19 protein-coding genes and 1 pseudogene are annotated in these 24363 nt (G+C 37.5%); 12 read left to right on the forward strand and 8 right to left on the reverse strand.

Annotated elements, in window-relative coordinates; genetic code table 11:
* Window positions 1-103: 103 nt before the first annotated feature.
* Entirely contained in the window at window positions 104-697 is a 594-nt protein-coding gene (locus ABID23_RS01875; RefSeq protein WP_354188766.1) for a hypothetical protein, read from the reverse strand.
* A gap of 644 nt (window positions 698-1341) precedes the next feature.
* On the opposite strand from ABID23_RS01875, the gene ABID23_RS01880 reads away from it, so the two are divergent.
* Complete coding sequence (locus tag ABID23_RS01880; RefSeq protein ID WP_354188768.1) at window positions 1342-2697, forward strand: L-cystine transporter; 1356 nt, start codon at window positions 1342-1344, stop codon at window positions 2695-2697.
* Between the two features lie 14 nt (window positions 2698-2711).
* Here the strand turns inward: ABID23_RS01880 and ABID23_RS01885 are convergent, their stop codons facing one another.
* Window positions 2712-3596, reverse strand: coding sequence for a methyltransferase domain-containing protein (locus ABID23_RS01885; RefSeq protein ID WP_354188770.1), 885 nt, complete (start codon window positions 3594-3596; stop codon window positions 2712-2714).
* A 182-nt stretch (window positions 3597-3778) separates the two neighbouring features.
* On the opposite strand from ABID23_RS01885, the gene ABID23_RS01890 reads away from it, so the two are divergent.
* Window positions 3779-4564 (forward strand): ComF family protein, encoded by a 786-nt coding sequence (locus ABID23_RS01890; RefSeq protein WP_354188772.1) that lies wholly within the window; start codon window positions 3779-3781, stop codon window positions 4562-4564.
* Window positions 4565-4612: 48 nt separating this feature from the next.
* The gene (grxC, locus tag ABID23_RS01895; protein ID WP_354188970.1) at window positions 4613-4876 is read left to right on the forward strand and encodes a glutaredoxin 3; all 264 of its coding nucleotides are present in this window, start codon (window positions 4613-4615) and stop codon (window positions 4874-4876) included.
* A 7-nt stretch (window positions 4877-4883) separates the two neighbouring features.
* Here the strand turns inward: grxC and ubiG are convergent, their stop codons facing one another.
* The gene (gene ubiG / locus ABID23_RS01900) at window positions 4884-5630 is read right to left on the reverse strand and encodes a bifunctional 2-polyprenyl-6-hydroxyphenol methylase/3-demethylubiquinol 3-O-methyltransferase UbiG (RefSeq protein WP_354188774.1); all 747 of its coding nucleotides are present in this window, start codon (window positions 5628-5630) and stop codon (window positions 4884-4886) included.
* A 199-nt stretch (window positions 5631-5829) separates the two neighbouring features.
* On the opposite strand from ubiG, the gene ABID23_RS01905 reads away from it, so the two are divergent.
* On the forward strand, window positions 5830-7086 hold the full coding sequence (locus ABID23_RS01905) for an aspartate kinase (protein WP_354188776.1): 1257 nt from the start codon (window positions 5830-5832) through the stop codon (window positions 7084-7086).
* Between the two features lie 921 nt (window positions 7087-8007).
* On the opposite strand, the gene nhaA is transcribed toward ABID23_RS01905, so the two are convergent.
* Window positions 8008-9381 carry a Na+/H+ antiporter NhaA gene (nhaA, locus tag ABID23_RS01910; protein WP_354188778.1) on the reverse strand — a complete coding sequence of 458 codons (1374 nt, stop codon included), beginning with the start codon at window positions 9379-9381 and terminating at the stop codon, window positions 8008-8010.
* A 153-nt stretch (window positions 9382-9534) separates the two neighbouring features.
* A complete protein-coding gene (locus ABID23_RS01915; protein WP_354188972.1) occupies window positions 9535-11223 on the reverse strand; it encodes an aq_1923 C-terminal domain in 1689 nt (562 codons plus the stop codon).
* Between the two features lie 349 nt (window positions 11224-11572).
* Here ABID23_RS01915 and ABID23_RS01920 point away from each other — a divergent pair, with 349 nt between their 5' ends.
* From ABID23_RS01920 to ABID23_RS01955, 8 genes are all read left to right on the forward strand, one after another.
* Window positions 11573-13345, forward strand: a complete 1773-nt coding sequence (locus ABID23_RS01920) for an SLC13 family permease (protein WP_354188780.1) — start codon at window positions 11573-11575, stop codon at window positions 13343-13345.
* Between the two features lie 608 nt (window positions 13346-13953).
* Window positions 13954-14625, forward strand: coding sequence for a DUF2659 family protein (locus tag ABID23_RS01925; RefSeq protein WP_354188782.1), 672 nt, complete (start codon window positions 13954-13956; stop codon window positions 14623-14625).
* A 4-nt stretch (window positions 14626-14629) separates the two neighbouring features.
* On the forward strand, window positions 14630-16048 hold the full coding sequence (gene der, locus ABID23_RS01930) for a ribosome biogenesis GTPase Der (protein ID WP_354188784.1): 1419 nt from the start codon (window positions 14630-14632) through the stop codon (window positions 16046-16048).
* A gap of 910 nt (window positions 16049-16958) precedes the next feature.
* The gene (locus ABID23_RS01935; RefSeq protein ID WP_354188786.1) at window positions 16959-17384 is read left to right on the forward strand and encodes an AtpZ/AtpI family protein; all 426 of its coding nucleotides are present in this window, start codon (window positions 16959-16961) and stop codon (window positions 17382-17384) included.
* A 7-nt stretch (window positions 17385-17391) separates the two neighbouring features.
* A complete protein-coding gene (locus ABID23_RS01940) occupies window positions 17392-18150 on the forward strand; it encodes a F0F1 ATP synthase subunit A (RefSeq protein ID WP_354188788.1) in 759 nt (252 codons plus the stop codon).
* Window positions 18151-18204: 54 nt separating this feature from the next.
* Complete coding sequence (locus ABID23_RS01945) at window positions 18205-18435, forward strand: F0F1 ATP synthase subunit C (protein ID WP_006589457.1); 231 nt, start codon at window positions 18205-18207, stop codon at window positions 18433-18435.
* A 124-nt stretch (window positions 18436-18559) separates the two neighbouring features.
* Complete coding sequence (locus ABID23_RS01950) at window positions 18560-19129, forward strand: F0F1 ATP synthase subunit B (protein WP_354188791.1); 570 nt, start codon at window positions 18560-18562, stop codon at window positions 19127-19129.
* Window positions 19130-19140: 11 nt separating this feature from the next.
* On the forward strand, window positions 19141-19635 hold the full coding sequence (locus ABID23_RS01955; protein WP_354188793.1) for a F0F1 ATP synthase subunit B: 495 nt from the start codon (window positions 19141-19143) through the stop codon (window positions 19633-19635).
* Between the two features lie 432 nt (window positions 19636-20067).
* Here the strand turns inward: ABID23_RS01955 and ABID23_RS01960 are convergent.
* The 3 genes and pseudogenes from ABID23_RS01960 to ABID23_RS01970 all read right to left on the reverse strand — a co-directional run.
* Window positions 20068-20681, reverse strand: a pseudogene (locus ABID23_RS01960) (tyrosine-type recombinase/integrase); the annotation flags it as partial.
* Between the two features lie 488 nt (window positions 20682-21169).
* The gene (gene glyS / locus ABID23_RS01965) at window positions 21170-23392 is read right to left on the reverse strand and encodes a glycine--tRNA ligase subunit beta (RefSeq protein ID WP_354188795.1); all 2223 of its coding nucleotides are present in this window, start codon (window positions 23390-23392) and stop codon (window positions 21170-21172) included.
* Window positions 23392-24339: a glycine--tRNA ligase subunit alpha gene (locus ABID23_RS01970; protein WP_354188797.1), complete on the reverse strand. Its 948-nt coding sequence runs from the start codon at window positions 24337-24339 to the stop codon at window positions 23392-23394. The genes glyS and ABID23_RS01970 overlap by 1 nt, the downstream gene beginning before the upstream one ends.
* Window positions 24340-24363 lie beyond the last annotated feature (24 nt).

Here is a 24363-nt window from a genome sequence, read left to right on the forward strand (position 1 = left end):
ATTTATAAAAATACTTATCTCTATAAAATTATGCTATAAACAAGTTTGCCATTACCTTTCGTGTGTTTTGGAATATTCCTTATAAAACATTATTCTTGTTGGGTTAGTATGATATTTTTGTAGGCTCCATGATACTATATATCGCTTCTAGGTTTCTACAGAACTGAGGTATTTGTTTAGCGGTTGGATCATGGATGTCATCTACAGCGGCTGCTAGAGTCATCATTTGTGTTTGTGGGCTAATGCCGTTTCCACTGGAAGAATTAAGAAACTTTTTTGCATAATAAATCATTGGGTCGGCAGAATTCATAGACATATTATAAGCCCAAGTAAAATCTGTTTCTTGCCAATGGTAAGTATAACGTAGATTCGTTATCATATTTGGTAACATTGCCCACGACATGTCTTCATTATAATCACCCCGCAATAAATTGAGAAAACGTCCACATAATACAACAAATATATGACGATGCCTTATAACGTCAAATCTTGAGGATATCGCCTGATAACCATGATGATCTCCATAGCGCCTTGCTTTATTTTTCTTTTCAAAATGTTCAAAATCTATGTATTTCCCATTTATATATTCTTGATAAAGCTTATCATACGCATTGAGATCATTGACATGAGTACAGCCCAATAATATCGATATAAAAAATAAAACGGTGAATGTTAAGAAATGTAGAGACAGTTTCATTGTATTGTTTTTTTGTTTAATAAAAAAGATAAGCTTTAAATTGCCCTTTAATATGATTTATATGGCCTATATCAAGATATATGATTTATTGATAAATATTTTATTCCCAATTACTTTGATGATAGCTCTTCATTTTCATATTGATCATATCTCAATATGAATTGTGGGCTTAAAAGTTTTTACATTTACAGTTTTAGAGAAGTTGTAAAGATATATATGATAAGATAAGGATAAAAGTGATAGAAAACTGTATCTTAAAAAATACTAAAACATGGCTCATGAGACGAGTTCATGAAAATAACTTATCGAGTTGGTTGGTAGTTTTTATATTATTGCTTAGGAAAGCGTTTATTGCTTCAAATGATAAGAGAGAATGATAACATCAATTAGATAGTGAATCGTGTATTTCAGTTATTTCTTCATGATTAGATGTTGTTTATATTTTATTTCGTGTTAGAAACATCTTTTAGAATAAAGCTTTATAGATAATGATATTGTCTCAGTTTATTCTCCTCTTTTTAAAAGGGCTATTAAGAGATAAAATAATGGCTTTGTAAGAGCAATATTTACAGTTTACCTTTTGAGATGACTGTTGGTTTTAACCTGTATTCCAGTATCAATCATAACAATAGTGGGCATAAGAAATGGCATTTAACTTTTTCATTAATTTATTTTTATTTGTTATTTTTTTATTATGGCTTGCTCAAAGTAAAAAGATGGCATGGAGTCTCTCATTACGCGTTATGCTGGGTTTGGTTTTAGGCGTGATCTTTGGCAGTATTTTACAAGTTATTTATGGAGACGGTGATGCTGCTTTATCCAAGTCTATTGAATGGTTTAGTATTGTTGGTGATGGCTACATCTTATTATTACAAATGATTATTATGCCACTGGTCTTTATCTCTATTGTTGCAGCTGTTTCCCATTTGCATTCTAGTTATGATATTGGCAAAGTGAGTATCATGACAATTTCAATATTGCTCTTTACAACGGCTCTTTCAGCATTGATTGGTATTTTGGTTGTTAATGTCTTTGGATTAACAGCCAATGGTTTGGTACAGGAAGGGCAAGATGTTTCTGCTATCCTTGGGAGTCACGTTTCTCAAGTGACAGATATGAATATTCCAAAGATGATTTTGTCTTTTATTCCTAAAAATCCATTTGCTGAGTTAAGTGGAGCTAAGCGTACATCTATTATCAGTGTTGTTATTTTTGCAGCATTTTTAGGCGCTGCAGTTATTCTGTTAAAGAAAGATGATTCAGAGCAAGGAGAAAAAGCACTTTTATTTATTCAAGTGGCGCAATCTTGGGTTATGCGGTTGGTCCGTATTGTCATTGCTTTGACGCCTTATGGTATTTTTGCCCTTATGACGCGGGTAGGGGCAACCTCTCATATTGCTAATACTTTGAATTTGTTGGCCTTTGTCATCGCTTCTTATGTTGGTATCATCCTAATGTTTGGAGTTCATGGTATTTTGCTTGGTATATCAGGGATTAATCCGTTTCTTTTCTTCAAAAAGGTTTTGCCGGTTTTGACATTTGCGTTTAGCAGTCGTTCAAGCGCTGCGAGTATTCCTTTAAATATCGAGGCTCAAACAGAATGGATTGGTGTCCCTCAATCTATTGCAAGTTTTGCTGCTTCTTTTGGGGCAACGATTGGGCAAAATGGTTGTGCAGGTCTGTATCCTGCGATGCTTGCAACTATTATAGCACCGTCTGTGGGTATTAATCCCTTTGATCCTACTTGGATCGTTACTCTTGTTGGTGTTGTGACGTTAAGCTCTATTGGTGTTGCTGGTGTTGGTGGTGGTGCTATTTTTGCAGCATTGATTGTGTTGCCTATTATGGGGCTGCCTGTTTCTTTGGTTGCTGTTCTTATATCGATTGAACCCTTAGTTGATATGGGACGTACCGCTTTAAATGTAAATGATTCAATGCTTGCTGGAACGATAACCAGTCAGATATTACGGACAACGGATAAAAGTATATTTGAAAAATAATTTGCATTTCGCATTTATATTTTTTTCGGCTGTTTTTCTAAAACATTTGCAAGCGATGTTTGTGCTGATCCTGGTTGCATAGGTTTTTGTTGATTTGGATGAGGAGCCCAACCAGAGAGCCAAATGAAGGAAAAATTTGCGCGAATGCGTCCATCAGGATCGCTAAATCGTTGTGCATAAATTTCAGCAGCGCGGAGAAAAAATCGCTTAGATACAGGGTGCTGTGAGCGATTAATGAGCGCATTTTGCATTCCCATCGCTTTCAGATCATGCATAAGGTCAAACATTGTATTGTAGCGTATTGTAATATCTTCGACATCTGCTACAGGTAGTGCAAAACCAACACGCTGTAAAAGAGCACCAATCTCACGAATATCGGCAAAGGGATAGATTCTAGGGCTTGCCCCACCATAGATTTCAGTTTCAGCTTCTAGAAGGCATTCACGCAATTCTATTAGAGTGCCAGCTCCAGCCATAACAGCCAGAAATAAGCCGTCTGATTTGAGAATATTGCGTATCTGACTAAGAACGCCAGGGGTATCATTGGTTAATTGTAATGAAAGAAGAGAAACGACAAGGTCACAATAATTGGGAGGAAAGTCGAGCAATTCCCGAGAACGTAAATGAAATTTTTTGTCATGACTTTGATAAAGCATGTCGGTTTCAACACGCTCTACAGAATGAACCTTTCCAGATTTTATGAGAGTTTGTGCGGCAAGATCTGTATGGCTGTGTATATCAAGAGCTAATGTAAAGAGACGATCAACAGTACTGAGACGTTTAGAGAGATCTTCAGCCATACAGGATAGCAAAAAGTCATATCCTTTTTTGGCTTTTTGAAAAGCACGTTTTCGGAATTGCTCAATGCGATTATGGTCAAAAATTAAAGGATGTGGCATCGTTTCAGAGCTTTCGATTTATAGATGGATTATTATGAGAAGGTCTATTTTTATACAAGCTCTGTCAAGTTTATGATGTGAAGGAAGAGCAAATTTATAAGCAGTAAGAGTTTTTAAAGGAATTACGGTTAAAAAATACAAAATATTTTTGTATAGGGGAGCTGTAAAAGCCTTAATTAACAATGTTATGCTTTCAGGAAGTGGCTTTAAATAGCGGGAATATATTCCGTAAGTTTACTGAGCGCTTACTAACAATTTTGTATCCGCCGGTTTGTCTTGGATGTAAACAAGCGGTTTCTGCTTGTGGGACGATTTGCGCTGAGTGTTGGAAAGGTCTTCAGTTTATTACAAAACCTTATTGTCCTGTGATGGGAACGCCTTTTGCTTGTGATATGGGGGATGGTTTTCTGAGTGGTGAAGCTCTTAAAAACTCTTTTCCTTTTTCACGTGTTCGCTCGGCGATTATTCATAAGGGGATAGCGCAAACTTTGGTTACGCGATTGAAATATGGTGATCATATAGAATTAGCATCCTTTATGGCGAATTGGATGGTGTTTTCTGGACGTGAGATCATTGATGACTGTGATATTATTATTGCTATTCCCTTGCATTTTCGTCGCTTTTTAAAGCGACGTTATAATCAATCTGCTGAGCTTGCCCGTTATATTGCAGCAAGGCAGAAAAAAGTTTTTAAGCCAGGTTGGCTTGTGCGTTGTCGACATACGCGTCCTCAGGTTCGTTTATCTGCTCGGGAACGAAAGTTAAATGTACGGAATGCTTTTGAAGTACCAAGTAAAGTTAAAAAATATCTAAAGGGACGGTCTATTTTGTTAATTGATGATGTATTTACAACTGGTGCGACAGTTACAGCAGCTGCTAAGGCGTTAAAACGTGCGGGTGCGCGGCAAGTTGACGTGTTAACATTTTCGCGTGTACTAAAAGAGGCTTCTTTCTTTCCTGATTCTTGAGAAGCGCTTCAAGTTAACATTCTTTTAAAAACATTGGAGAATAATATGATGAAAGAGATAATACTTTATACGCGTCCTCACTGTCCTTATTGCGCAAAAGCACGTGATTTGCTTGATCAGAAAGGTGTAAAATATAAAGATATTGATGCGTCAACATCTCTGCGTCAAGAAATGGTGCAGCGTGCGAATGGGCGTAATACATTTCCGCAAATTTTCATAGGTGACTATCATGTCGGTGGTTGTGATGATCTTTATGCTTTAGAAGATGAGGGGAAGCTCGATTCTTTATTGCAAGATGTCCAACAGATGTAAATGATATTCACTTGAGATTTTGTGCCAAAAGCAGATAGTTAACGTCCATATCTTTTGAGCGATTCCAGCTGTCATTTAATGGACTATAAGTAATACCAATCTCATCGATGACAGTGAGGGTGTTTTTTGATAAAAAATCTTTAAGTTCTTGGGGTTTTAGGAACTTTTTATAATCATGCGTTCCTTTTGGAAGCCAACGTAAAATATATTCAGCACCGATGATAGCAAGTCCCCATGCTTTCCATGTGCGGTTAAGGGTTGAGATAAACATCAACCCTTGCGGTTTGAGCATTTTTGCTGTGGTCTGTATGAAGAAGTCAATATCAGCAACATGTTCAACAACTTCCATATTAAGGATAATATCAAATTGTTCTCCCTCATTGGCGAGAGTTTCTGCAGTTGTGGTGCGGTAATCAATTGAAAGTCCATTTTGAGATGCGTGGACTTTTGCAACCTCGATATTCATTTGTGCCGCATCAGCGCCCAAAACCATAGCACCAAGACGTGCCATTGGTTCGCATAACAACCCCCCTCCGCAACCAATATCAAGAATTCTCAAGTTTTTGAAAGGCGTAAGTGAAGCAGGGTCACGATTAAACTCTAAACAAATTTTTTCCCTAATATAAGCAAGACGTGTTGGATTAAATTGGTGAAGTGGGCGAAATTTTCCTTTTGGATTCCACCATTCTGCGGCAATACGTGAGAAATGATCAATTTCATTTGGATCAATGGTGCTCTGTGTTTCATTTATCATTGTCACATTCCTTTTGCTTTCTTTCAGATCAAGTCAGGTGGATTTTATTCTAAAGTCAAGAGAAATTAATATAACGATAACCAAACTTGCACAAATGATAGATATTCGGTATGTGGACAAAGTGATTTGTTTATACGGTCGTCATATCTTGCTCGCATTGTCGTTTAAGGTAAGAACCGTAGAGGTGAGAGTATTGCTGATGGCACGTATTGTCATGAAATTTGGTGGAACATCTGTGGCGAACATTGAACGTATTCACAATGTTGCACGGCATGTCAAAAGAGAGATCGAAGCGGGCCATGAGGTTGCAGTTGTGGTATCGGCGATGGCTGGAAAGACTGATGAGCTTGTTCAGTGGACGCGTGATGCTTCCCCAGTATATAAAGATACGTGTGAATATGACGTAATTGTTGCTTCTGGTGAGCAGGTAACAGCGGGTTTATTAGCTCTTACACTTCAAGCAATGGGCATCAATGCGCGCTCATGGCTTGGTTGGCAAATTCCTATTCATACTGATAGCGCGCATAGTCATGCACGGATCACAGATATTGACGGGTCTTTTTTAATACAACATTTTCAGAAAGGTCAGGTCGCTGTTATTGCTGGTTTTCAAGGGATAGCTCCGGACAATCGGATTTCTACCTTAGGGCGTGGTGGATCAGATACGAGTGCTGTCGCTATAGCGGCTGCGATACAAGCTGATCGTTGCGATATTTATACAGATGTGGATGGTGTTTATACAACAGATCCCCGTATAGAACCTAAGGCGCGTCGTTTGTCAAAAGTTGCTTTTGAAGAGATGCTGGAAATGGCTTCACTAGGAGCTAAAGTTTTACAGGTTCGTTCTGTTGAATTAGCGATGGTTCATAAAGTTCGTACCTTTGTGCGCTCAAGCTTTGAGGATCCCGATGCACCCGGCATGGATGATCCAATGAATTCTTCTGGAACCCTTATTTGCGATGAGGATGAAATCGTGGAACAACAAAATGTTACTGGTATTGCTTTTGCTAAGGATGAAGCACAAGTTTCGCTTCGACGACTTGCTGATCGTCCAGGAATTTCCGCAGCAATCTTTGGTCCTATGGCTGAAGCGCGAATTAATGTTGATATGATTGTACAAAATATTTCTGAAGATGGTTCAAAAACTGATATGACCTTTACTGTACCATCAGCGGATGTCGATAAAGCTGTTGCACTTCTTGAAAAAAATCGCCATGAGATTGGATTTGATGTTCTTCAGTTTGAAAGTGATCTTGCTAAGGTATCTGTTATTGGTATTGGAATGCGTAGCCATGCAGGTGTTGCAGCGACAGCGTTTAAGGCTTTAGCTGAGAAGGGCATTAATATTCAGGCAATCACAACTTCAGAGATTAAGATTTCTATTTTGATTGATCGTGCTTATACCGAACTTGCGGTTCGAACATTACACGCTGTTTATGGGCTTGATAAGGCATAAGCGATGTTAACTTTCAAAAGATTTCTCAATAATGTGAACATTTACATGTATGGAGAATAGAAAAACTACTATATAGGTGTGAATCGCAGAGTGTATGACGCGTTAATAAGATGTGGTACGGGGTATTTTTGTACATTCTGAGCTGATATAAAGTGCATAGATTTTATTGAATATAGATTATTTCATAAAATAAAATTGATGAAATGTATTTCATGAGCATTTTATTTTTCGTTTTTGATATAGTCTCATAAATATGAGGCACGATAATATTTTCATAGCTTTCCATAAATCAAATGGTATGTAGTTAGTCGTGAAAACCACAGTTTATGCAATGATAGCAAGAATAGGTTGAGATATTTGCCATGAGCCGTTTGTTTTGTGTTTCTTGTCGGTTGATAATCTTAATCATCCATTTACACTGATTGGTCGAGATTCCAGTGTTTTGAACTGATGGTAACAAATTGATTTATAATGATAAATTTTTTTCAACTTAAAAAATACCTCTGAATATAGTAAGTTTTTCTTATCAGCAATCATCTCATATTGAACCAATTGAAATCATTTGCGTGCACATCATAAGTGGGGGCATGTCGGTAAAGATTGTACAAGAAAGGATTAAAAATGGCTTTTATGAACCACCGTCTTCATGCAAGGGTTGTTGCAACATTTGCGAGCTAGCAAATATGATGATGGTTTTGGCTTGTAAAATACTTTTTTATACGAGAACTGCACGTTGTTCTTGATTAAATCTTTTGCATAAGTGTTATGATGAAAGTTGAATATTTCTTCACGAAAATAAGCTTTTCATTTTTTGTTGATGAAAAAACAGTCAATGAAAATACCTTCCTTTATTGATATGGTTAGACTTATTTTAAACGCAAAAATAAGTCTAACGGCTTTTCATCAGAACATAAAGGTGTACTATTGTTTGGTTTGTTGAGAATTATGAGAAAGTTTTTTATTACGCTTGATGTAAATAAATCCATATCCAAGCCCAAAAAGAGCAGATAAACCAGATCCACAAAGAACACCGATTTTTGCAGAATCAAGGAGAATCATATCTTTGAAGGCAAGCATTGAAACAAAAATAGACATTGTAAAGCCAATTCCTGCTAAAAACCCAATAAGCAAAACGCCTGTCCATGTCATTTGAGGAGGCAAGCGGCACAGTCCTGACTTTACAGCTAAATAACTGGCAATAATAATACCAAAAGGCTTCCCAATAAAGAGACCAATAACAACACCGAGCACAACAAAGAGTGATCCATGAGAAGAAAGATCAAAATTTGTAAAGCTTACGCCGGCATTGGCAAAGGCAAAAATAGGCATTACACCGTACGCAACCCATGGATGTAAAATTTTCTGAATGCGTGTTACCGGTGCGATTATATCGCGTTGTCCTTTACGCATTTTTTTCAATGCAGCTGAGATATGATTTAGATCTGTTTTTGTATTTTTTTCTTGGAGAATTTGCATTGCATTGCTTAACATGCTGAGCGGCGCTACAAGAGTACGGGTCGGAAAAACTGGAGTCATCATACCTAAAATAACGCCAGCAAGCGATGGATGAACACCTGTTGCCATTAATCCCCACCAAATGATGGCTCCAGGGAGAATATAAAGCCATGCTGATGCCAGCCCGATCCATTGAAAGAACAACACTAAAACAATGCCTGCTGTTGCAATAATTAGACCGCTAGGATCAATATTTGTTGAATAGAAAAAAGCAATAATAAGAACAGCAATAATATCATCAATAATTGCCAAAGATAAAAGAATAATATGAAGATTAGAAGGAATTTTCTTGCCAAGAAGAGCAAGAATGCCGAGTGCAAAGGCGATGTCTGTGGCTGTTGGTACGGCCCAACCGTGTGTATGTCCCCCGTTGAAATTGAATAGGAGATAAATAACAGCAGGAAGACAAACTCCACCTATTGCAGCAACAATTGGTAAAATGGCTTGTTTAAAATCGGCAAGAGCACCTTCATGAATTTCGCGTCGGATTTCCATTCCAGCAACAAGAAAGAAGACAGTCATGAGAACATCATTAACCCAAAAATGCAAATCCCATGAGAGAGAAAAATGCCCGAAGTTAAAGCCAAAAGGTGTATGCCAGAAAGACTCATAAAGAGCGGCATATTGGGAGTTGGCAAAAATGAGTGCTGCAGCAGCAGCTAATAAAAGAACGATACCACTGAGAGCTTCAATATGAAGAAAACGCTCGATAGCAGAAAGCGCTTGATTTGTGACACGAGAAGCCCGATTAGGTAGGCGATTTGAAGATAAATCAGACATGAACAACTCCAAGTATCAGCAATTTTTATGAATAGATATTTTTCGCGTAAACTACTCTTTTTACAACGTTCCCATGTACCATACAAAATGAAAAAGAGAAATAAAGCTCTTAATCTATTGACAAGATTATCATGTTAAAAATGAAACACGCTTTTAAGGTGATGCCTCATTTTTAATGGTGAGGTGTATTTTATTTAAAACTGTGGACAAATTATTTTGTAAGGCGGATTCAAAGTCAGCCATTGTGATGCCTTTGTTATCCTTTGCTCTCATCTTAATGATCAAGGTTTGAGGATTTTTCGCAAATTCACCTAAAGACTTTGAAATTTTTTCTGCTTCAGCATGATTTTTTAAAAAGATTTTTGGGCTTTGTGTCATCATCAGATAGAAATCATCATAAAGCTCTTTTTTGAGATCATGCTTTTTATCATTAAGATTTTGAGCAAGATAAGAAAAAGACTTATCAATAAAACCAGCATCTGTATAGAGAATGTGAACTTCAGAAATACCAAAGTTTTGAGAAACGGCAGTCATTAAATCTTTTTGAGCAGAAAAGAGTCTCTCATCGACGTCAACAACTTTCGCCGATATTTTTCCAGATCCAACATTTTTTATGTCAAAAGATAGGTTATGGGAAAGCACATGTTTTCTTTCATCATAAGTAATATTTATTTTTTCTGACAAATCAAGGCGCTCAACTCCCATTTGTTTCAAGAGTTCTAAGTCTTTTTCTTCCATTTTTTTAGGTAAAAATGCAAGGTTATTGAAAGAGATTAGAAGTTTTTTTGGTATGGGATGCTGCCATAGACTTTGTTTAAAGTGAAATGATTCGAATGTTACTTCAAATTGTGGTGTCTTAACGGTAAGATTGTCAGCTTCTGCATCAACGAGAGTCATATGGAGCAGGTTGTTCATGAGAGTATCACGTTGTGTTATTTTTTTGTCTTTTTGATTCTCTGCTTTTTTTGCCTGAAGATAAGTTTTAATCAATTGTCCAGGCATTTGTTTGAACGGTTCCATTTTTAAACCAGATGTTTTAAATGAACCAAGAGAGAAAGAAGCATTTTTACCACCTTTTTCTAAGACATTAATCATGACTTTTTTCAGAGAAACAGGACCAATAACGTTTCTTTCTTTATGAATGGGATTATTTTTCCCTAAAATGATAGAATATGCGTAGTTAATATCGATATCATGTGCTTTTATTGAATCACTCGTGGTGGTAAAATGCGTTTTTTTAGCACCATTGGTAGTAAGCATTTTAAGGTCTATATTTTCCATACTCACAGAGTGAATATGACCATTTTTAAAATCAGAAAGCTGGAAATTCTTTACCTCAAACTTTTCAATTTGGTTATTCGTATTTTGTACAGAAAGCTGTATATCCGGAGCAACAATTGAGGCAAGTTCAATACGCATGATTGATTGCAAAAGGTGGGATGCGATCGTCCTATCCTTTTCCTTTAAGAAGACACTATTGAGAGAGATTTCGGGAATTCGTAGATGAATATTATGATATTTTAGATCAACATTATAAAGTGTAAAGGTTCCCGGAATCAACGAAATAGGAGGACGGCCAGAAATGGCACCAATTTTAAGAGATACACCGGCAGGAACTGGTAATGTAACATTCGTTAAGTTGACTTTACCGATGATACTCACCTCAGATGTTTCTGCTTTTATAGAGCGGCGGGCAATTTCTTGTTTCACAAAACTGTCAAGATAAGGTTTTGCCATATAAAAACAGCCGACAACGATAATTGCCAGGATAGCGATAAGTCCAATAATGTAAGTTAACCAGTACCTTAGATGACTTCGATATCCACCATTACGATTGCTCATCATTTCTTCTTTCGCTTTTTTATTCTTTACAAGAATGAAAATAATTTTTTTTATGCAACAACGAAGGTTAAGCCATCACATATATTAATTTCAACATTTTATCCCCTTTATATGTAGAGTTATTCTCATCTTTTTTGCAATACTCTTTTAGAAAATGCCACGCATTTTCTTTTTATAATGCGCTTTTAAACAAGAAGAGGGAGATATATGTTGACCATAATTTATTGCTTGTCGTCCTTCCTAAGGCGCACTCATATTTGCTTTTGCCTTGCTCCTGTTTATGAGAACAGTTAAAACATAAAGGGTATGTTGTTATTTATGAATAAGTTACTGGGGAGAAATAGTTAGCATGACGGAAAATCAAATAATGGCTTTTTCTATCATTGGTCTCATGATGGTTGTTTTTATTTGGGATCGTTTTCGTTATGATCTTGTTGCTATTTGTACATTGTTGATTGCTTGTACTGTTGGCCTTGTCAGTCCGAAGGAGGCATTTAGCGGTTTTAGCAATGATATCGTCATTATTGTGGGGAGTGTGTTTGTTGTCAGTACAGCTGTATCACGTTCTGGTATCATGGAGTTCATTATTCAACGGATATGGCCAGATGTTAAATCTGTCCGCTTACAATTGGCTTTTTTGGTTATTACCGTTGTATTTTTGTCAATGTTTGTTAAAAATATCGGTGCTTTGGCTATTATGCTTCCGATTGCCTTTCAGTTTGCACGTCGTTCCCAGGTTTCTCCCTCTGTCTTTTTGATGCCTATGGCATTTGGTTCTTTATTGGGCGGTCTTATGACCCAGATAGGGACTTCTCCTAATGTTGTTATTTCGGCAATGCAAGAACGTTTAGCGGGGACTCCTTTTACTATGTTTGATTTTACGCCGGTTGGTGCGGCTGTTGCCACTGTTGGTGTCCTATATTTGATCTTTTTTTCTTGGCGTTTACCTGTGCGCGTGCATTCTGGTGGGTCTTTTGATGATGCCATTGATATCCGTGATTATATTTCAGAAGTGCATATTCCATCCAATTCACCGATTATAGGAAAAACCGTCGTTGATTTGGTTAAACCATCGGGTGGGGATGTCATGGTCATTCAAATTATCAGAAATAAGATTTCTATTTCACCGTTACCAGATTTTGTATTGTCTGAAAATGATATTGTTTTGCTGGAAGGTTCGCATACAGGGCTAGATAGTGTTATGAGTTCTGCTCGTTTAGAATTTTCTACCGGTCGCGCTATTACAGCGAGTGATAAAGATAGCGATATTGATATTATTGAGGCAGTTGTTACACATAATTCTCCTCTTATTGGCAGCAGTGCACGAGAATTTTCACTCATTGATCGTTATGATATCAATTTTCTTGCACTAAGTCGTCAACATGAAAGAGTACGAGGAAGGCTTTGTGATATTATTTTTCACCTCGGGGATGTGATTGTTTTGCAAGGCCAAGATGCGGTTATTCCCAATTTGCTGAGGGAGTTAAAATGTTTACCCTTAGCCAAACGTAATATTGTATTTGGGAACTTGCGTCATGGTATTATCTCTTTAATCATTTTATTTGTAGCAATTATTTTGACGGCTTTCCATATTGTTCCGGTTGCTTTTGCTTTTTTTTCTGCTGCTGCTGCAATGGTTATTTTTCGCGTTTTACCAGCACGTGATTTATATCAGGCATTAGATGGCCAAATATTGATTTTATTAGCAGCACTTATTCCCGTGAGTGGGGCATTAGAGAAGACAGGATGTACGGATCTCATAGGGCAATGGTTGAGTCAGGTGGCAATATTTTTCCCACCATCGGGTGCCTTAGCGCTCATGTTGATTACAGCCATGTTGGTAACGCCATTTTTGAATAATGCAGCGACTGTTATGATGGTTGCTCCAATTGCCTCAAGTTTTGCCCATTCTCTTCATTATAAGCCAGAAGCTTTTTTGATGGCTGTTGCAATTGGTGCAGGATGTGAGTTTCTCACCCCTATTGGACATCAAAGTAATATGCTTGTGATGGCACCGGGAGGATATCGCTTTAGTGATTATCCACGCTTTGGGGCGCCGTTAGCAGTATTGATCGTTATTGTCGCGGTTCCAATGCTTATGTGGGTTTGGCCATTACAATAGCGTGCTTTAGAAACTGTAAGGCGTTTATTGTTAGGGATACTTCACTGGATGAAGATAAATTAAAGACAGGTTATTTTATTTAAAATGCTTTTTTGAAGTTTGAATGTTTTAATTAAGTTGGTTCACGGAATTGCAATATTCTTCTCATATCAAAAACAAGGGGTGTTTATTAGGACACAGATATTTTTTATGAAAGAAATTAAGAAATATGTGTTTGGTAGAGACTTTTTGGTGAAGTGCTTTCTTTGTGTTACCTAAAATTCAGTATCCTAAAAAGGGATGGATAACTGTTGATTGAAGTTTTTAAAAGGGGGATCACCATATCTATAACGGGGAGATGATACGCGTCATTCATTGTATTATGATATGTAAGCATATATCGTGGATATTAATGTGGTCATCTTTTTTATAAAATGATGTAAAAACTTTTACTGAACCAAAAGGCTGTTACATCGTTTTTATTGATCTCCTTGCAAAGGTTGACATGGTTTGAAGAAAGAGGTTTGAAAAGAATGGATTGGTAATTTTAAGTTTTTTAGTTTAAGAGGTTACCATCTTTATTCATTTATAGGTAAAAAGTAGAAAAGTAATTTTCCAAGGTACAATATATGTCATATGATAATTTTATTGCTGAAGTTAATGCAGAGTTTCGTCAGGAAAAGGCTCTTGCTTTTTGGAGACGCTATGGTTTTTCAATTATTGGGGCAGCAATTCTCTTTGTACTCATGATCGTTATTTATCAAATTTATCATCATGGGCAGATAAAGAAAGCCAATGTTGTTGGTGATGCGTTTGTAAAAAGCCTCGAGCTTGCTGATGCGCGCCATTTTGATGAAGCAATCAAGCACCTAGAAAATGTTAAAGACTCACATTTTGGAGGATATCCTTTTCTTGCTCGTTTGCGTGAGGCTTCTTTGTTGATGGAACAAGGTGATGCAATGAAATCCGTAGAAGCCTTTGATTCTGTTGCCGCTGATGAAAAAGCACCACAAATTTTGCGGCGCATTGCAAAAACTCGGGCAGCTTACATTTTGGTTGATACAGGAACTTTAGAGGATGTTAAAAAACGAGTTAAAGATATGGCAAATGATATTGATCCCATGCGTATGTCTGCGAGAGAAGCGTTAGGTTTAGCAGCATATAAAGCAGATAAAATAGATGAAGCGGTTGGGTATTTTCGTAAAATTACTGAAGAGGCGACACAAGGATTAAAAGTCATAGATCGGGCTCGAATGATGCTTGAGCTTATACATGCTGAAGGCAAGCTAAATAAGGAATAATTTTATGAGCCTTACCATTGCTATAGTTGGTCGCCCTAATGTGGGGAAGTCAACGCTTTTTAATCGTTTGGTGGGGCAAAAATTAGCCTTGGTTGATGATCAGCCAGGCGTGACACGTGATAGGCGGGGTCATGCGGCAAAACTTCAAGATTTACGTTTTGATGTGATTGATACGGCAGGGTTAGAAGAAGCCGATGAACATACGCTTGAAGGGCGTATGCGCTCTCATACAAAGGCTGCTATTAATGAAGCTGATCTTATTTTATTTGTGTTTGATGCCAAGAGTGGAATAACGCCGATTGATTTAAATTTTGCTTCACTGGTTCGCAAGGCGGGAAAGCCGATCGTGCTTGTTGCTAATAAGTCTGAGTCAAATGCAGCTGTGGGAGGAGTGCATGAAGCATGGTCATTCGGTTTGGGAAAATCTTGTGCAATATCTGCTGAACATGGTTTGGGGCTTTCTGATCTTCGTGATGCAATTATAGATGCTGTTGGGAAAGAGCGCGCTTTTGAGAGTGACAAAGAACAAGAATATATGGTTATGCAGCCTGTATTGGTTGGTGATGATGTGGAAAAGCAGGGGCTTGTTTATGATGAAAGTAAGCCTATTCGGATTGCGATTGCAGGACGTCCAAATACAGGAAAATCAACTCTTATCAACAGTATGTTGAAGCAGGATCGATTGTTAACAGGACCTGAAGCTGGGCTTACACGTGATTCTATTTCTGTTGATTGGGAATGGCGGGGGCGTCATATCAAGCTTTTTGATACTGCGGGGTTACGTCGAAAATCAAGAGTTCAAGAAAAATTAGAAAAACTCTCTGTTGCGGATACTTTACGTGCTATTCGTTTTGCAGAGGTGGTGGTCATCGTTTTTGATGCAACAGTGCCTTTTGAAAAACAGGATTTACAAATTGCTGATCTTGTCATTCGTGAAGGGCGGGTTCCAATTATTGCTTTTAATAAGTGGGATCTTATTGAAAATAGTCAGGTGACATTGATTGATCTGTATGAAAAATGTAACCGCCTTCTTCCTCAGGTCCGTGGTTTGAGGGCTGTTCCTTTATCAGGCCAATATGGTCAAGGAATTGATAAGCTGATGGAAAATGTCATCATGATGCATCGTGTATGGAATCGACGTATTTCCACGGGAAAATTAAATAGGTGGCTTGAAACTGTTGTTACCCATCATCCACCGCCTGCAATTTCAGGGCGCCGACTTAAGATCAAATATATAACACAGGTAAAGACGCGTCCTCCTGGGTTTATGGTTTCTTGTTCGAGACCAAAAGCCATGCCACAATCGTATTTACGTTATCTTTCCAATGGGCTACGTGATGCTTTTGATATGCCTGGTGTGCCGATCCGTATATCTTTACGGGCATCGGATAATCCTTTTGCAGCACGTTCGCAAAAGAAGTAACGTTTCTGTTTTGTTGTCGATTCAATCTGTATTTAACAGTCCGTTATCAAAAGATAAGACTTTTCTAAGTTATTACATTTTTAGATTGCAAATGGATTGTTTTTTATCAAGAGATAAAACTTTACTTTTAATAAGGTATTTATTCAGCATCTTCTTATTTTATCAATACAATTGATCAACATAAATGATGCGACATTAAACATAAAAGTGTTTCTTTATTGAAATTTCTTTTAAATCTAGGCTTAAAAAATTATTCATATATATTGTTGTGAGGGGAGTCTATTTAGAAATAAAGTCGTTTGAGAAAGAGTATAATTCTCTTCGTAAGTCATTTAAATACAAGAAAAAATGCTCTTAATTGCCAATCAAGGAAGGCAATTGTGGTACTGTTTTTTATCAAGAAGTCTTTCGATATTCTTTTTGTATATGGCAGTATGTCAATTGTCAAAATAAGCGCTCAAAAAATTGATGACAGTTATACAAAGTGGTCTCACATCCATTTAAAAATCCGATGAGCGTAGGTCTACTGCGTTATGTGTTTTCAATTCCAATATTTTGTTATGTGTTAAATGATATAGCGCTTTCATTAAAGCCACTTTTTTCCTTATTCATCATAGTTGCAATATATGATTGATCTAAGGGAATATTTTTTCAATCTATTTTTAGAGTTGTTCTATGATCGTAGATATGGTTTTCTAAAGATGCGTTGGAAATGTATTTATGAAAATTGAGAGTATGATTTTAAAGTGTGTGCACTACAGAGATTTATAAAGTTGTCAGATCAATTAATTTGTGTGATAAATTGTAAGAGATTTTGTTTAATACCTTGACGAATAATTTTGCGAACAATATGATGTCCACGATTTTATAAGAATAGGTTTTTCTTTGCTTTTTGATTAAGGAGCTGATTATGGCAAAGGGTGATGGCCCCGCTGTATCAGAGAAGGGGACTGAAGAAAAAAAGCAAGGAGAGAGTTCCCGTTCAGAGGATTTGGAATGTCGTAGTCAAAAATTAGGTTTAGCTTTAATGCAAAAGGAAGCATTAAAGAGGCGGGGGTATGGGAATCAGGAAGGAGAGGAAAAAACGGGGATTGCACGTGCTGTTAAGCTTTCTAGTGAGTTTCTAGCAAGTATTATTGTGGGTGTTATTTTTGGGTTGGGCTTTGACAAGATAGCAGATACATTACCGTGGGGATTGGTGTTTTTTCTTTTTCTTGGATTTGCTGCTGGTATATTGAATATTCTTCGGTCTGTGGGCATTGTTGCTCCCAGTCAATTAGGGCAAAAAGGCGCATCGCGCCAAAGTAAAGGGGCCCGTAAAAGGTCCGGTAAATGAGGTTGAAGTGACGTCACACGCTCCAGATCCTATTCATCAGTTTGAAGTTTCGCGGCTGATTAATATTTCCGTAGGGAATATGGACTTATCGTTTACGAATGTATCGTTTTTTATAGTTTTTACTGTTGTTATAACTTCGGTTTTTCTCTTTGTTTCATCATCAAGTCGTGGGTTGGTTCCAACACGGATGCAGTCTCTTTCAGAAATGGCTTATGAGTTTGTTGCATCAACGCTGCGGGAATCATCTGGTGTGCAAGGCATACAGTTTTTTCCTTTAGTCTTTTCGTTGTTTACCTTTATTCTCGTTGCTAATTTTATTGGTCTTTTTCCTTATTTTTATACGGTTACTTCTCAGATCATGATCACGTTTTCATTGGCGATGTTGGTTATTTTAACGGTCATTTTCTATGGTTTTTATAAACATGGGACGAGTTTTCTTAAGGTTTTTGTCCCTAGTGGTGTGCCTGTTATGATCCTGCCTCTTGTGACGATGATTGAGGTTATTTCTTTTCTCTCTCGTCCCATCAGTCTTTCACTTCGTCTTTTTGCGAATATGCTTGCTGGTCATATTACTCTCAAAGTATTTTCTGGTTTTGTTGTTTCAATGATTGGTGTAGGCGTTGTAGGCATTGGTGGTTCAATTTTGCCACTTATTATGACTGTAGCGATTACTGCTCTTGAATTTTTGGTTGCATTTCTTCAGGCGTATGTCTTTACGGTCTTAACTTGTATGTATCTTAATGATGCAGTTCATCCAGGACATTAATCAAACTGGCGGTTTTTCGTCAAATGGTGCACTTTCACTTTAAAGGAGAATAATATGGAATTAGTGCTTGCAGCAAAATATATTGGTGCTGGTCTTGCTTGTTTTGGTATGGCAGGGACAGCTTTGGGGCTTGGGAATATTTTTGGGAGCTATCTTTCTGGTGCGTTACGCAATCCATCAGCCGCCGATAGTCAGTTTGGTCGCCTGGTTTTTGGTTTTGCTGTGACAGAAGCTTTGGGTATCTTTTCATTGCTTATTGCTTTGTTGCTTCTTTTTGCAGTTTAGTCAGCTTTATAAGGGTGTGTCGGTTTTTTATACAAAAGCTAGACAGGCCCTTGTAGCGAAGTTACTTCGGTTGAGAGTTTTCAGTTTAAAGAACTTTAATAAGGTGTTTGAAGGATAAAAGAGAATGCTTGTTTCTAACGCTTATGCCAAAACAACTGAAATGTCGTCGACGGGGCATATCGAGAATGTGGCAGGGCATGCAGATCGTGTGTTTCCACCTTTTGATTTTGTGCATTTTGGTTCACATTTTTTTTGGTTGGCAATTTCCTTTGGGCTTTTTTATCTTTTTATTTCACGTGTAATTGTGCCACGCATTGGCGGTGTTATTGAAACGCGTCGGGATCGTATCGCATCAGATTTAGATCAAGCAATGCGTATGAAGCAGGAAGCGGATACCGTCGTTGAAACCTATGAACGAAAATTGGCAGAAGCGCGTTCACAGGCATACGTTATGGCGCAGGCTGCTAGTGAGGAGATAAAAGAAAAGGCTGAGCTTGAGCGGAAAGAAATCGAAGCCAGTTTAGAAAAAAAACTAACAGATGCTGAAAAAAAGATAGCAAAAATACGAGATAAAGCTATGCAAAATGTTAACTCCATTGCCGAAGAAGTGGCCTTGGAAATTGTCAAAAAATTGATTGATATTGATGTTAATAAAGACTCTGTTCATGCTGCTGTTAAAGCTGAAGGTTCTTGAGGATTACAAAAATGACTGATACTTTTTGGGCTTTTGTTGGATTAGTTCTCTTTTTAGCTCTTTTGGTTTATTTCAAAGTTCCACAAATGGCTGTGCGCTATCTTGATGCACGTGCAAAGCGGATCAAGGATGAGCTTGATGAAGCACTTCGTCTTCGCGAGGAAGCGCAGGAGATTTTGGCTGAATATCAACGCAAACATGCGGAAGCAGAAAAAGATGCACAAGAAATTGTTGCAGCCGCTAAGCATGAAGTTTCAGCTATTATGGCTCAGGCTTGTGAGAAGGCAGAAGAATATGTAAAGAATCGCAATAAATTGGCGGAGCAAAAGATTGCTCAAGCAGAGGCTGATGCGGTCCGTATGGTTTCTTCAGCTGCAATTGATTTAGCGGTTTCTACTGCTCGTACACTTATTACAAAAGAATTAGATTCTGATAAGGCGGATGAACTTATTAAGGCTTCTCTTTGTGAGGAGACCCTTGGCAAAATGAAAACATACCTTAATTAAATAAGAATTTGAAACGCTCAAAGAGCCTGTTTTTTTCGGGTGTGTTTTTGTTCTTAAGGAATTCTATTTCTTTTGACATTTTTTGCGGCATAGGGTGGTGGTTTAGTTTCAAAAGCACGTCTCAAGAGTTTTTGATTTCGCCTTTTAGTATTTTCTAGAAAACAATATAATGCTCTCTTTATGAAGGTATTCGTTGTAGGGTATTGCAACATTTGTTACATGGAGATGATTTGTAAGAGATGTATTTGCGCTTTTTCAAATAGTTTTTTAGATGCATTCCATTACTTTTGTAAAATGTAGGCAGATAATGTTTATTCCAATAGCCAGAAGGTTTAGAGTGCAAGAATCCTCGGCACTTTCATTGAGTATAGCGAACGTTGCATTATCATTATAAACTCATATGTTGTGATTTAAAAATTTAATCAATGCTTTGATCTGATCTTCACGAATATGACGCAAAGGATTGCTACGAAACCCTGTCAGAATAAGCAGATGCAAAGCTAAATGTTTTATAGTTGTTGTTTTGCAGAGAAATTGGTAAAAATTCGGCACCTTTCTCCAATTTATAGCTGGTAAGCTTTGTTTTTTATAACATTATCTTCCTAAGAGAGCGCGTGCTTTTTCTACTGCTTGTAAATTAACATCCAAACCCAAGGCAGCCACGCATATTTGAGACAAAGATTAAAACACATCAATGCTGTTCGAGCAGTGCCAGCTTTTGAATGCCCAAATAGGAGCAAGGGTATCGCGTATCTCTGTTTGTGTAATTTCTGAAACAGGTAGACAGCCTAATTTGGGAAGAATATGAAGGCGTAAATGTAAAAACCAATCTCCATTTTTACCATCTCCTTTTAGTTCAGCTTTACGGCTTTCAAAAGCATCTAGAGCAATGTCTTTTAAGTAATGAAGATTGCTCATTGCCTCACACTTTTGTTTATTACGTTCTTGAATAGGGTTACGACCTTCACGTAAAACCGAACGCCATTGGTTTGTATATTCACGTGCTTGTTTTAAAGAGACATCTCTCAAGACACCCAAGAGCCCATTTCACGACGGTGACTATGAATGATATAGCGATAAAGCCATTGAGCATCACCATTTTTACGCTTGTGAAGTAGTAAGTCAGCACCACCATTATATTTGCTAGCTCGTGGGTGTTGCGAAAGCCCTTGCTAAGATAAGTTCATAAGAACCATTTTTAGTCCTTTCTTTAACAATTTTTAGTCTCGCTTTTGACATGCAAGCAAGTGATGTTGATTCAGGATAAGTAGATTTGAAATGAGAGAATCTTACGATATTAGGGGTTCTAATTTAATATGAATAACGCTTAATTATCATTATAAATCAATGTCTTGTATCGATCATTATAAATTGTTATTTATGCTATGCGTTATGCAAAAACTTAAAATGATTTTGAATTTTAAGTTGAAATTTTCTCATGTTAAAATTCAAAACCATATATTAAACAATAAAAATTGTATAAAAGAACAAAATTTTACCTTATCACTTTCTCAATCGACAGGGCATTAAAGCTTTAAACGACAAGTTTTGAAAAGTCTGCTACTGCTTTTGTAAGGTTATGTATATCTTTGAGAAGAGCGAGACGGTTAGCGCGAATTTTGGGATTCTCATCATTCACTAATACTTTTTCGAAAAATCTATCGATAAATTTTCCCAATGATGCTAGTGTATTCAGTGTATTTGATAAGTTTGTCGCATTGATGTGATCACGGACCTTACTTTCTATGGCAATGACTGCTTGATAGAGTTGTTTTTCTTCTGCTTCGATAAAGAGCTCAGGGTTTATTTCGTTTTCTATGACGATATCTTTTTGAAGGTTATTCTCAAGAATATTCACAACACGTTTTACAGCAGTCAAAAAGCTGCTGCCATCACTTGTATTCATGAAGGCGATGAGCGCTTCGACATGACGTGTGATTAACAAAAAATCATCATCATCTTTGTTTAAGATTGCTTCAACAGCATCATAACGAGCCCCTTCTTCTTTTAGATAGATTTTTAAACGTTCATGAAAGAAAAGTAATAGATCTGATAAAATATATTCTGTTTTTTCCAGAGATAGATTCAATGATTGTATATTGTCTATTTGAGAAGATTGACTTTTAATTTGCTTATATAAAAAAAGATTTGCTGCCAGTTTAAACAATGGCATAAGATTAATTTTCCAGTCACGCAAAAGCAAAAGTTTAATAATTCCTAATGCAGCTCGCCTTAATGCGTAGGGGTCTTTTGAGCCAGTTGGTTTTTCATTAATCAACCAAAAACCGACAAGCGTGTCAATTTTATCAGCTAACGCAATTGTTACGGACAGAGGTTCCTTTGGAATGCGATCTGTTGGTCCAAGGGGTTTATAGTGGTCTTCAATTGCTTCAGCTACACGGGGATCTTCTCCTTGAAGAAGTGCATATTTCCGTCCCATTAATCCTTGTAACTCGGGAAACTCTCCCACGACTTCTGTTTGTAAATCAGCTTTTGCTAGGACTGCTGCACGTTTAGCAAGGCGTGGATCTGCTTGCACTAAAGGAGCAATTTCTTGAGCCAAGGCTGTTATGCGTTCTACTCTTGCGCCTTGCGTCCCTAATTTTGTATGGAACATTACATTTAAATGGTCAAGTCGCGCCATTCTTTGATCGAGAGGCTTTTTTAAATCAAGATCCAATTTTTTTGCAGAAAGTTCTAAATGTTTCATATCAGGCAAATTGTTTTGATCGGTTTGCCAAAAATAGAGGGCATCAGAAAGACGAGCACAGACAACTTTACTATTTCCCTTAGAAATTTCTTTGCCTTCATCACTTGCAAGAATATTAGAAACAAGGATAAAATAATGAGAGAGTTTCTCCTTTTCACCTTGTTTGTGGGTTACAAAACATTTTTGATTAGCTCGAATGGTCAAGCGAATAATTTCTGAAGGAATATTAAGGAAAGATTTGTCAAAACTTCCCATCAGTACAACGGGCCATTCAACAAGTCCTGCAATTTCTTCCAGAAGAATATCATCTTGAATTAACTCTAAACCATTTGCAAAGCAAAGATTTTGAGCATCTGCTAAAATGATATTCTTTCGTCTTTCAGCATCAAGGATGACTTTATAGGATTCAAGCTTGGTGATATAGTCTTCAAAGCGGCGGATTTGGATTGGTTTTCCATCGCTTAAGAAGCGATGACCATAGGTCAGATTATTGCTTTTAAGAGAACCCACAGTAAATGGAACAACGTGCGTTTCACCAATTTCTGGTCCGAAGATGCAGAGAATGTTTTGTAAAGAGCGGATCCATTTTAATGCACCACTTTTAGCTGAATCTTCTCCCCAACGCATAGATTTTGGCCACGGGAAATTGCGAATAACATCTGGTACAATATCGGCAATAATTTCCTCTGCACTTCGTCCCTTTTTGGTGATTTTAGCGATATAAAAATCGCCTTTTTTATGATTATGTGTAACGTCTGCTTCAGAAATGTTATTTAATCCTGTTGAGCGTAGGAAGCCTTCAATGACATGTTGTGGTGATTTTGTACTGGGACCTCTACGTTCTTCATGGATATCTTTTGAACGCATAGACAGACCGCGTATGTTTAAGGTTAGCCGACGTGGTGTCCAAAATTCACGAGCAGCTCTATAGGTTAACCCTGCATTTACAAGTTGATCTGTGATCCGTTTTTTGAGATCCGCTGCAGCTTTTCGTTGCATACGTGCAGGAATTTCTTCACTAAAAAGTTCAAGAAGAAGATCAGACATTAGATAACTTCCCCTTTCGTGTGTAATTGACCAGCCTCTGTGAGTAGGAAAGCTTCTCCACAGCGGCGTGCGAGATCGCGGACGCGAAGAATATAACTCTGTCGCTCCGTTACAGAAATAACACCACGCGCTTGTAAAAGATTAAATATGTGACTGGCTTTAATACATTGATCATAAGCGGGAAAAACACATAGATGTAGACCATTTTCTTTATTTGGTTTTCCAGCCTCAAGCAATGCAACACATTCACGCTCTGCATCGATAAAATGTTGTTGTAATAATTTTGTATCAGCAAATTCGAAATTATAGTAGGAATATTCTTGTTCTGTTTGTAGAAAAATATCTCTGTAGCTTATTTTGTTTTTTCCGTCTAAACCATTGAAATTGAGATCATAGACGTTATTAACTCCTTGGATATACATTGCTAAACGTTCAAGTCCATAGGTAATTTCTCCTGAAACTGGAGCACACTCAATGCCGCAAACCTGTTGAAAATACGTAAATTGAGAAATTTCCATTCCATCGCACCAGCATTCCCATCCAAGTCCCCAAGCCCCTAGAGTTGGACTTTCCCAATCATCTTCAACAAAGCGAATATCATGAAGTTTTGTATCAAGGCCAATTGCTTGTAGTGATTGGATATAAAGCTCCTGTAAATTGGGAGGAGAAGGCTTGATAAGGACTTGAAACTGATAATAGTGTTGTAAACGATTTGGATTTTTACCGTATCGTCCATCTGTTGGGCGCCGAGAGGGTTGGACATAGGCCACTTTCCAAGGGCGTTGCCCTAGTGAGCGCAGTGTTGTGGCGGGATGAAAGGTTCCTGCTCCCACTTCCATATCATAAGGTTGCAAAATTGCACATCCATAATGAGCCCAATAATTTTGCAAAGTTAAGATGAGCCCCTGAAAAGAACGTTTGGGATTGAGATGTTCGGGCAGTTTCACGCTTTATACTCTTTAATATTGAAT

This window comes from Bartonella silvatica, from assembly GCF_040545155.1.
GTDB lineage: Bacteria > Pseudomonadota > Alphaproteobacteria > Rhizobiales > Rhizobiaceae > Bartonella > Bartonella silvatica.

Bases quoted from the DNA above. Each gene is read 5' to 3' on its own strand.
- ABID23_RS01875 (WP_354188766.1), bottom strand. From the start codon at position 697: ATGAAACTGTCTCTACATTTCTTAACATTCACCGTTTTATTTTTTATA.
- ABID23_RS01880 (WP_354188768.1), top strand. From the start codon at position 1,342: ATGGCATTTAACTTTTTCATTAATTTATTTTTATTTGTTATTTTTTTA.
- ABID23_RS01885 (WP_354188770.1), bottom strand. From the start codon at position 3,596: ATGCCACATCCTTTAATTTTTGACCATAATCGCATTGAGCAATTCCGA.
- ABID23_RS01890 (WP_354188772.1), top strand. From the start codon at position 3,779: ATGTTATGCTTTCAGGAAGTGGCTTTAAATAGCGGGAATATATTCCGT.
- grxC (WP_354188970.1), top strand. From the start codon at position 4,613: ATGAAAGAGATAATACTTTATACGCGTCCTCACTGTCCTTATTGCGCA.
- ubiG (WP_354188774.1), bottom strand. From the start codon at position 5,630: ATGATAAATGAAACACAGAGCACCATTGATCCAAATGAAATTGATCAT.
- ABID23_RS01905 (WP_354188776.1), top strand. From the start codon at position 5,830: ATGGCACGTATTGTCATGAAATTTGGTGGAACATCTGTGGCGAACATT.
- nhaA (WP_354188778.1), bottom strand. From the start codon at position 9,381: ATGTCTGATTTATCTTCAAATCGCCTACCTAATCGGGCTTCTCGTGTC.
- ABID23_RS01915 (WP_354188972.1), bottom strand. From the start codon at position 11,223: ATGAGCAATCGTAATGGTGGATATCGAAGTCATCTAAGGTACTGGTTA.
- ABID23_RS01920 (WP_354188780.1), top strand. From the start codon at position 11,573: ATGACGGAAAATCAAATAATGGCTTTTTCTATCATTGGTCTCATGATG.
- ABID23_RS01925 (WP_354188782.1), top strand. From the start codon at position 13,954: ATGTCATATGATAATTTTATTGCTGAAGTTAATGCAGAGTTTCGTCAG.
- der (WP_354188784.1), top strand. From the start codon at position 14,630: ATGAGCCTTACCATTGCTATAGTTGGTCGCCCTAATGTGGGGAAGTCA.
- ABID23_RS01935 (WP_354188786.1), top strand. From the start codon at position 16,959: ATGGCAAAGGGTGATGGCCCCGCTGTATCAGAGAAGGGGACTGAAGAA.
- ABID23_RS01945 (WP_006589457.1), top strand. From the start codon at position 18,205: ATGGAATTAGTGCTTGCAGCAAAATATATTGGTGCTGGTCTTGCTTGT.
- ABID23_RS01950 (WP_354188791.1), top strand. From the start codon at position 18,560: ATGCTTGTTTCTAACGCTTATGCCAAAACAACTGAAATGTCGTCGACG.
- ABID23_RS01955 (WP_354188793.1), top strand. From the start codon at position 19,141: ATGACTGATACTTTTTGGGCTTTTGTTGGATTAGTTCTCTTTTTAGCT.
- glyS (WP_354188795.1), bottom strand. From the start codon at position 23,392: ATGTCTGATCTTCTTCTTGAACTTTTTAGTGAAGAAATTCCTGCACGT.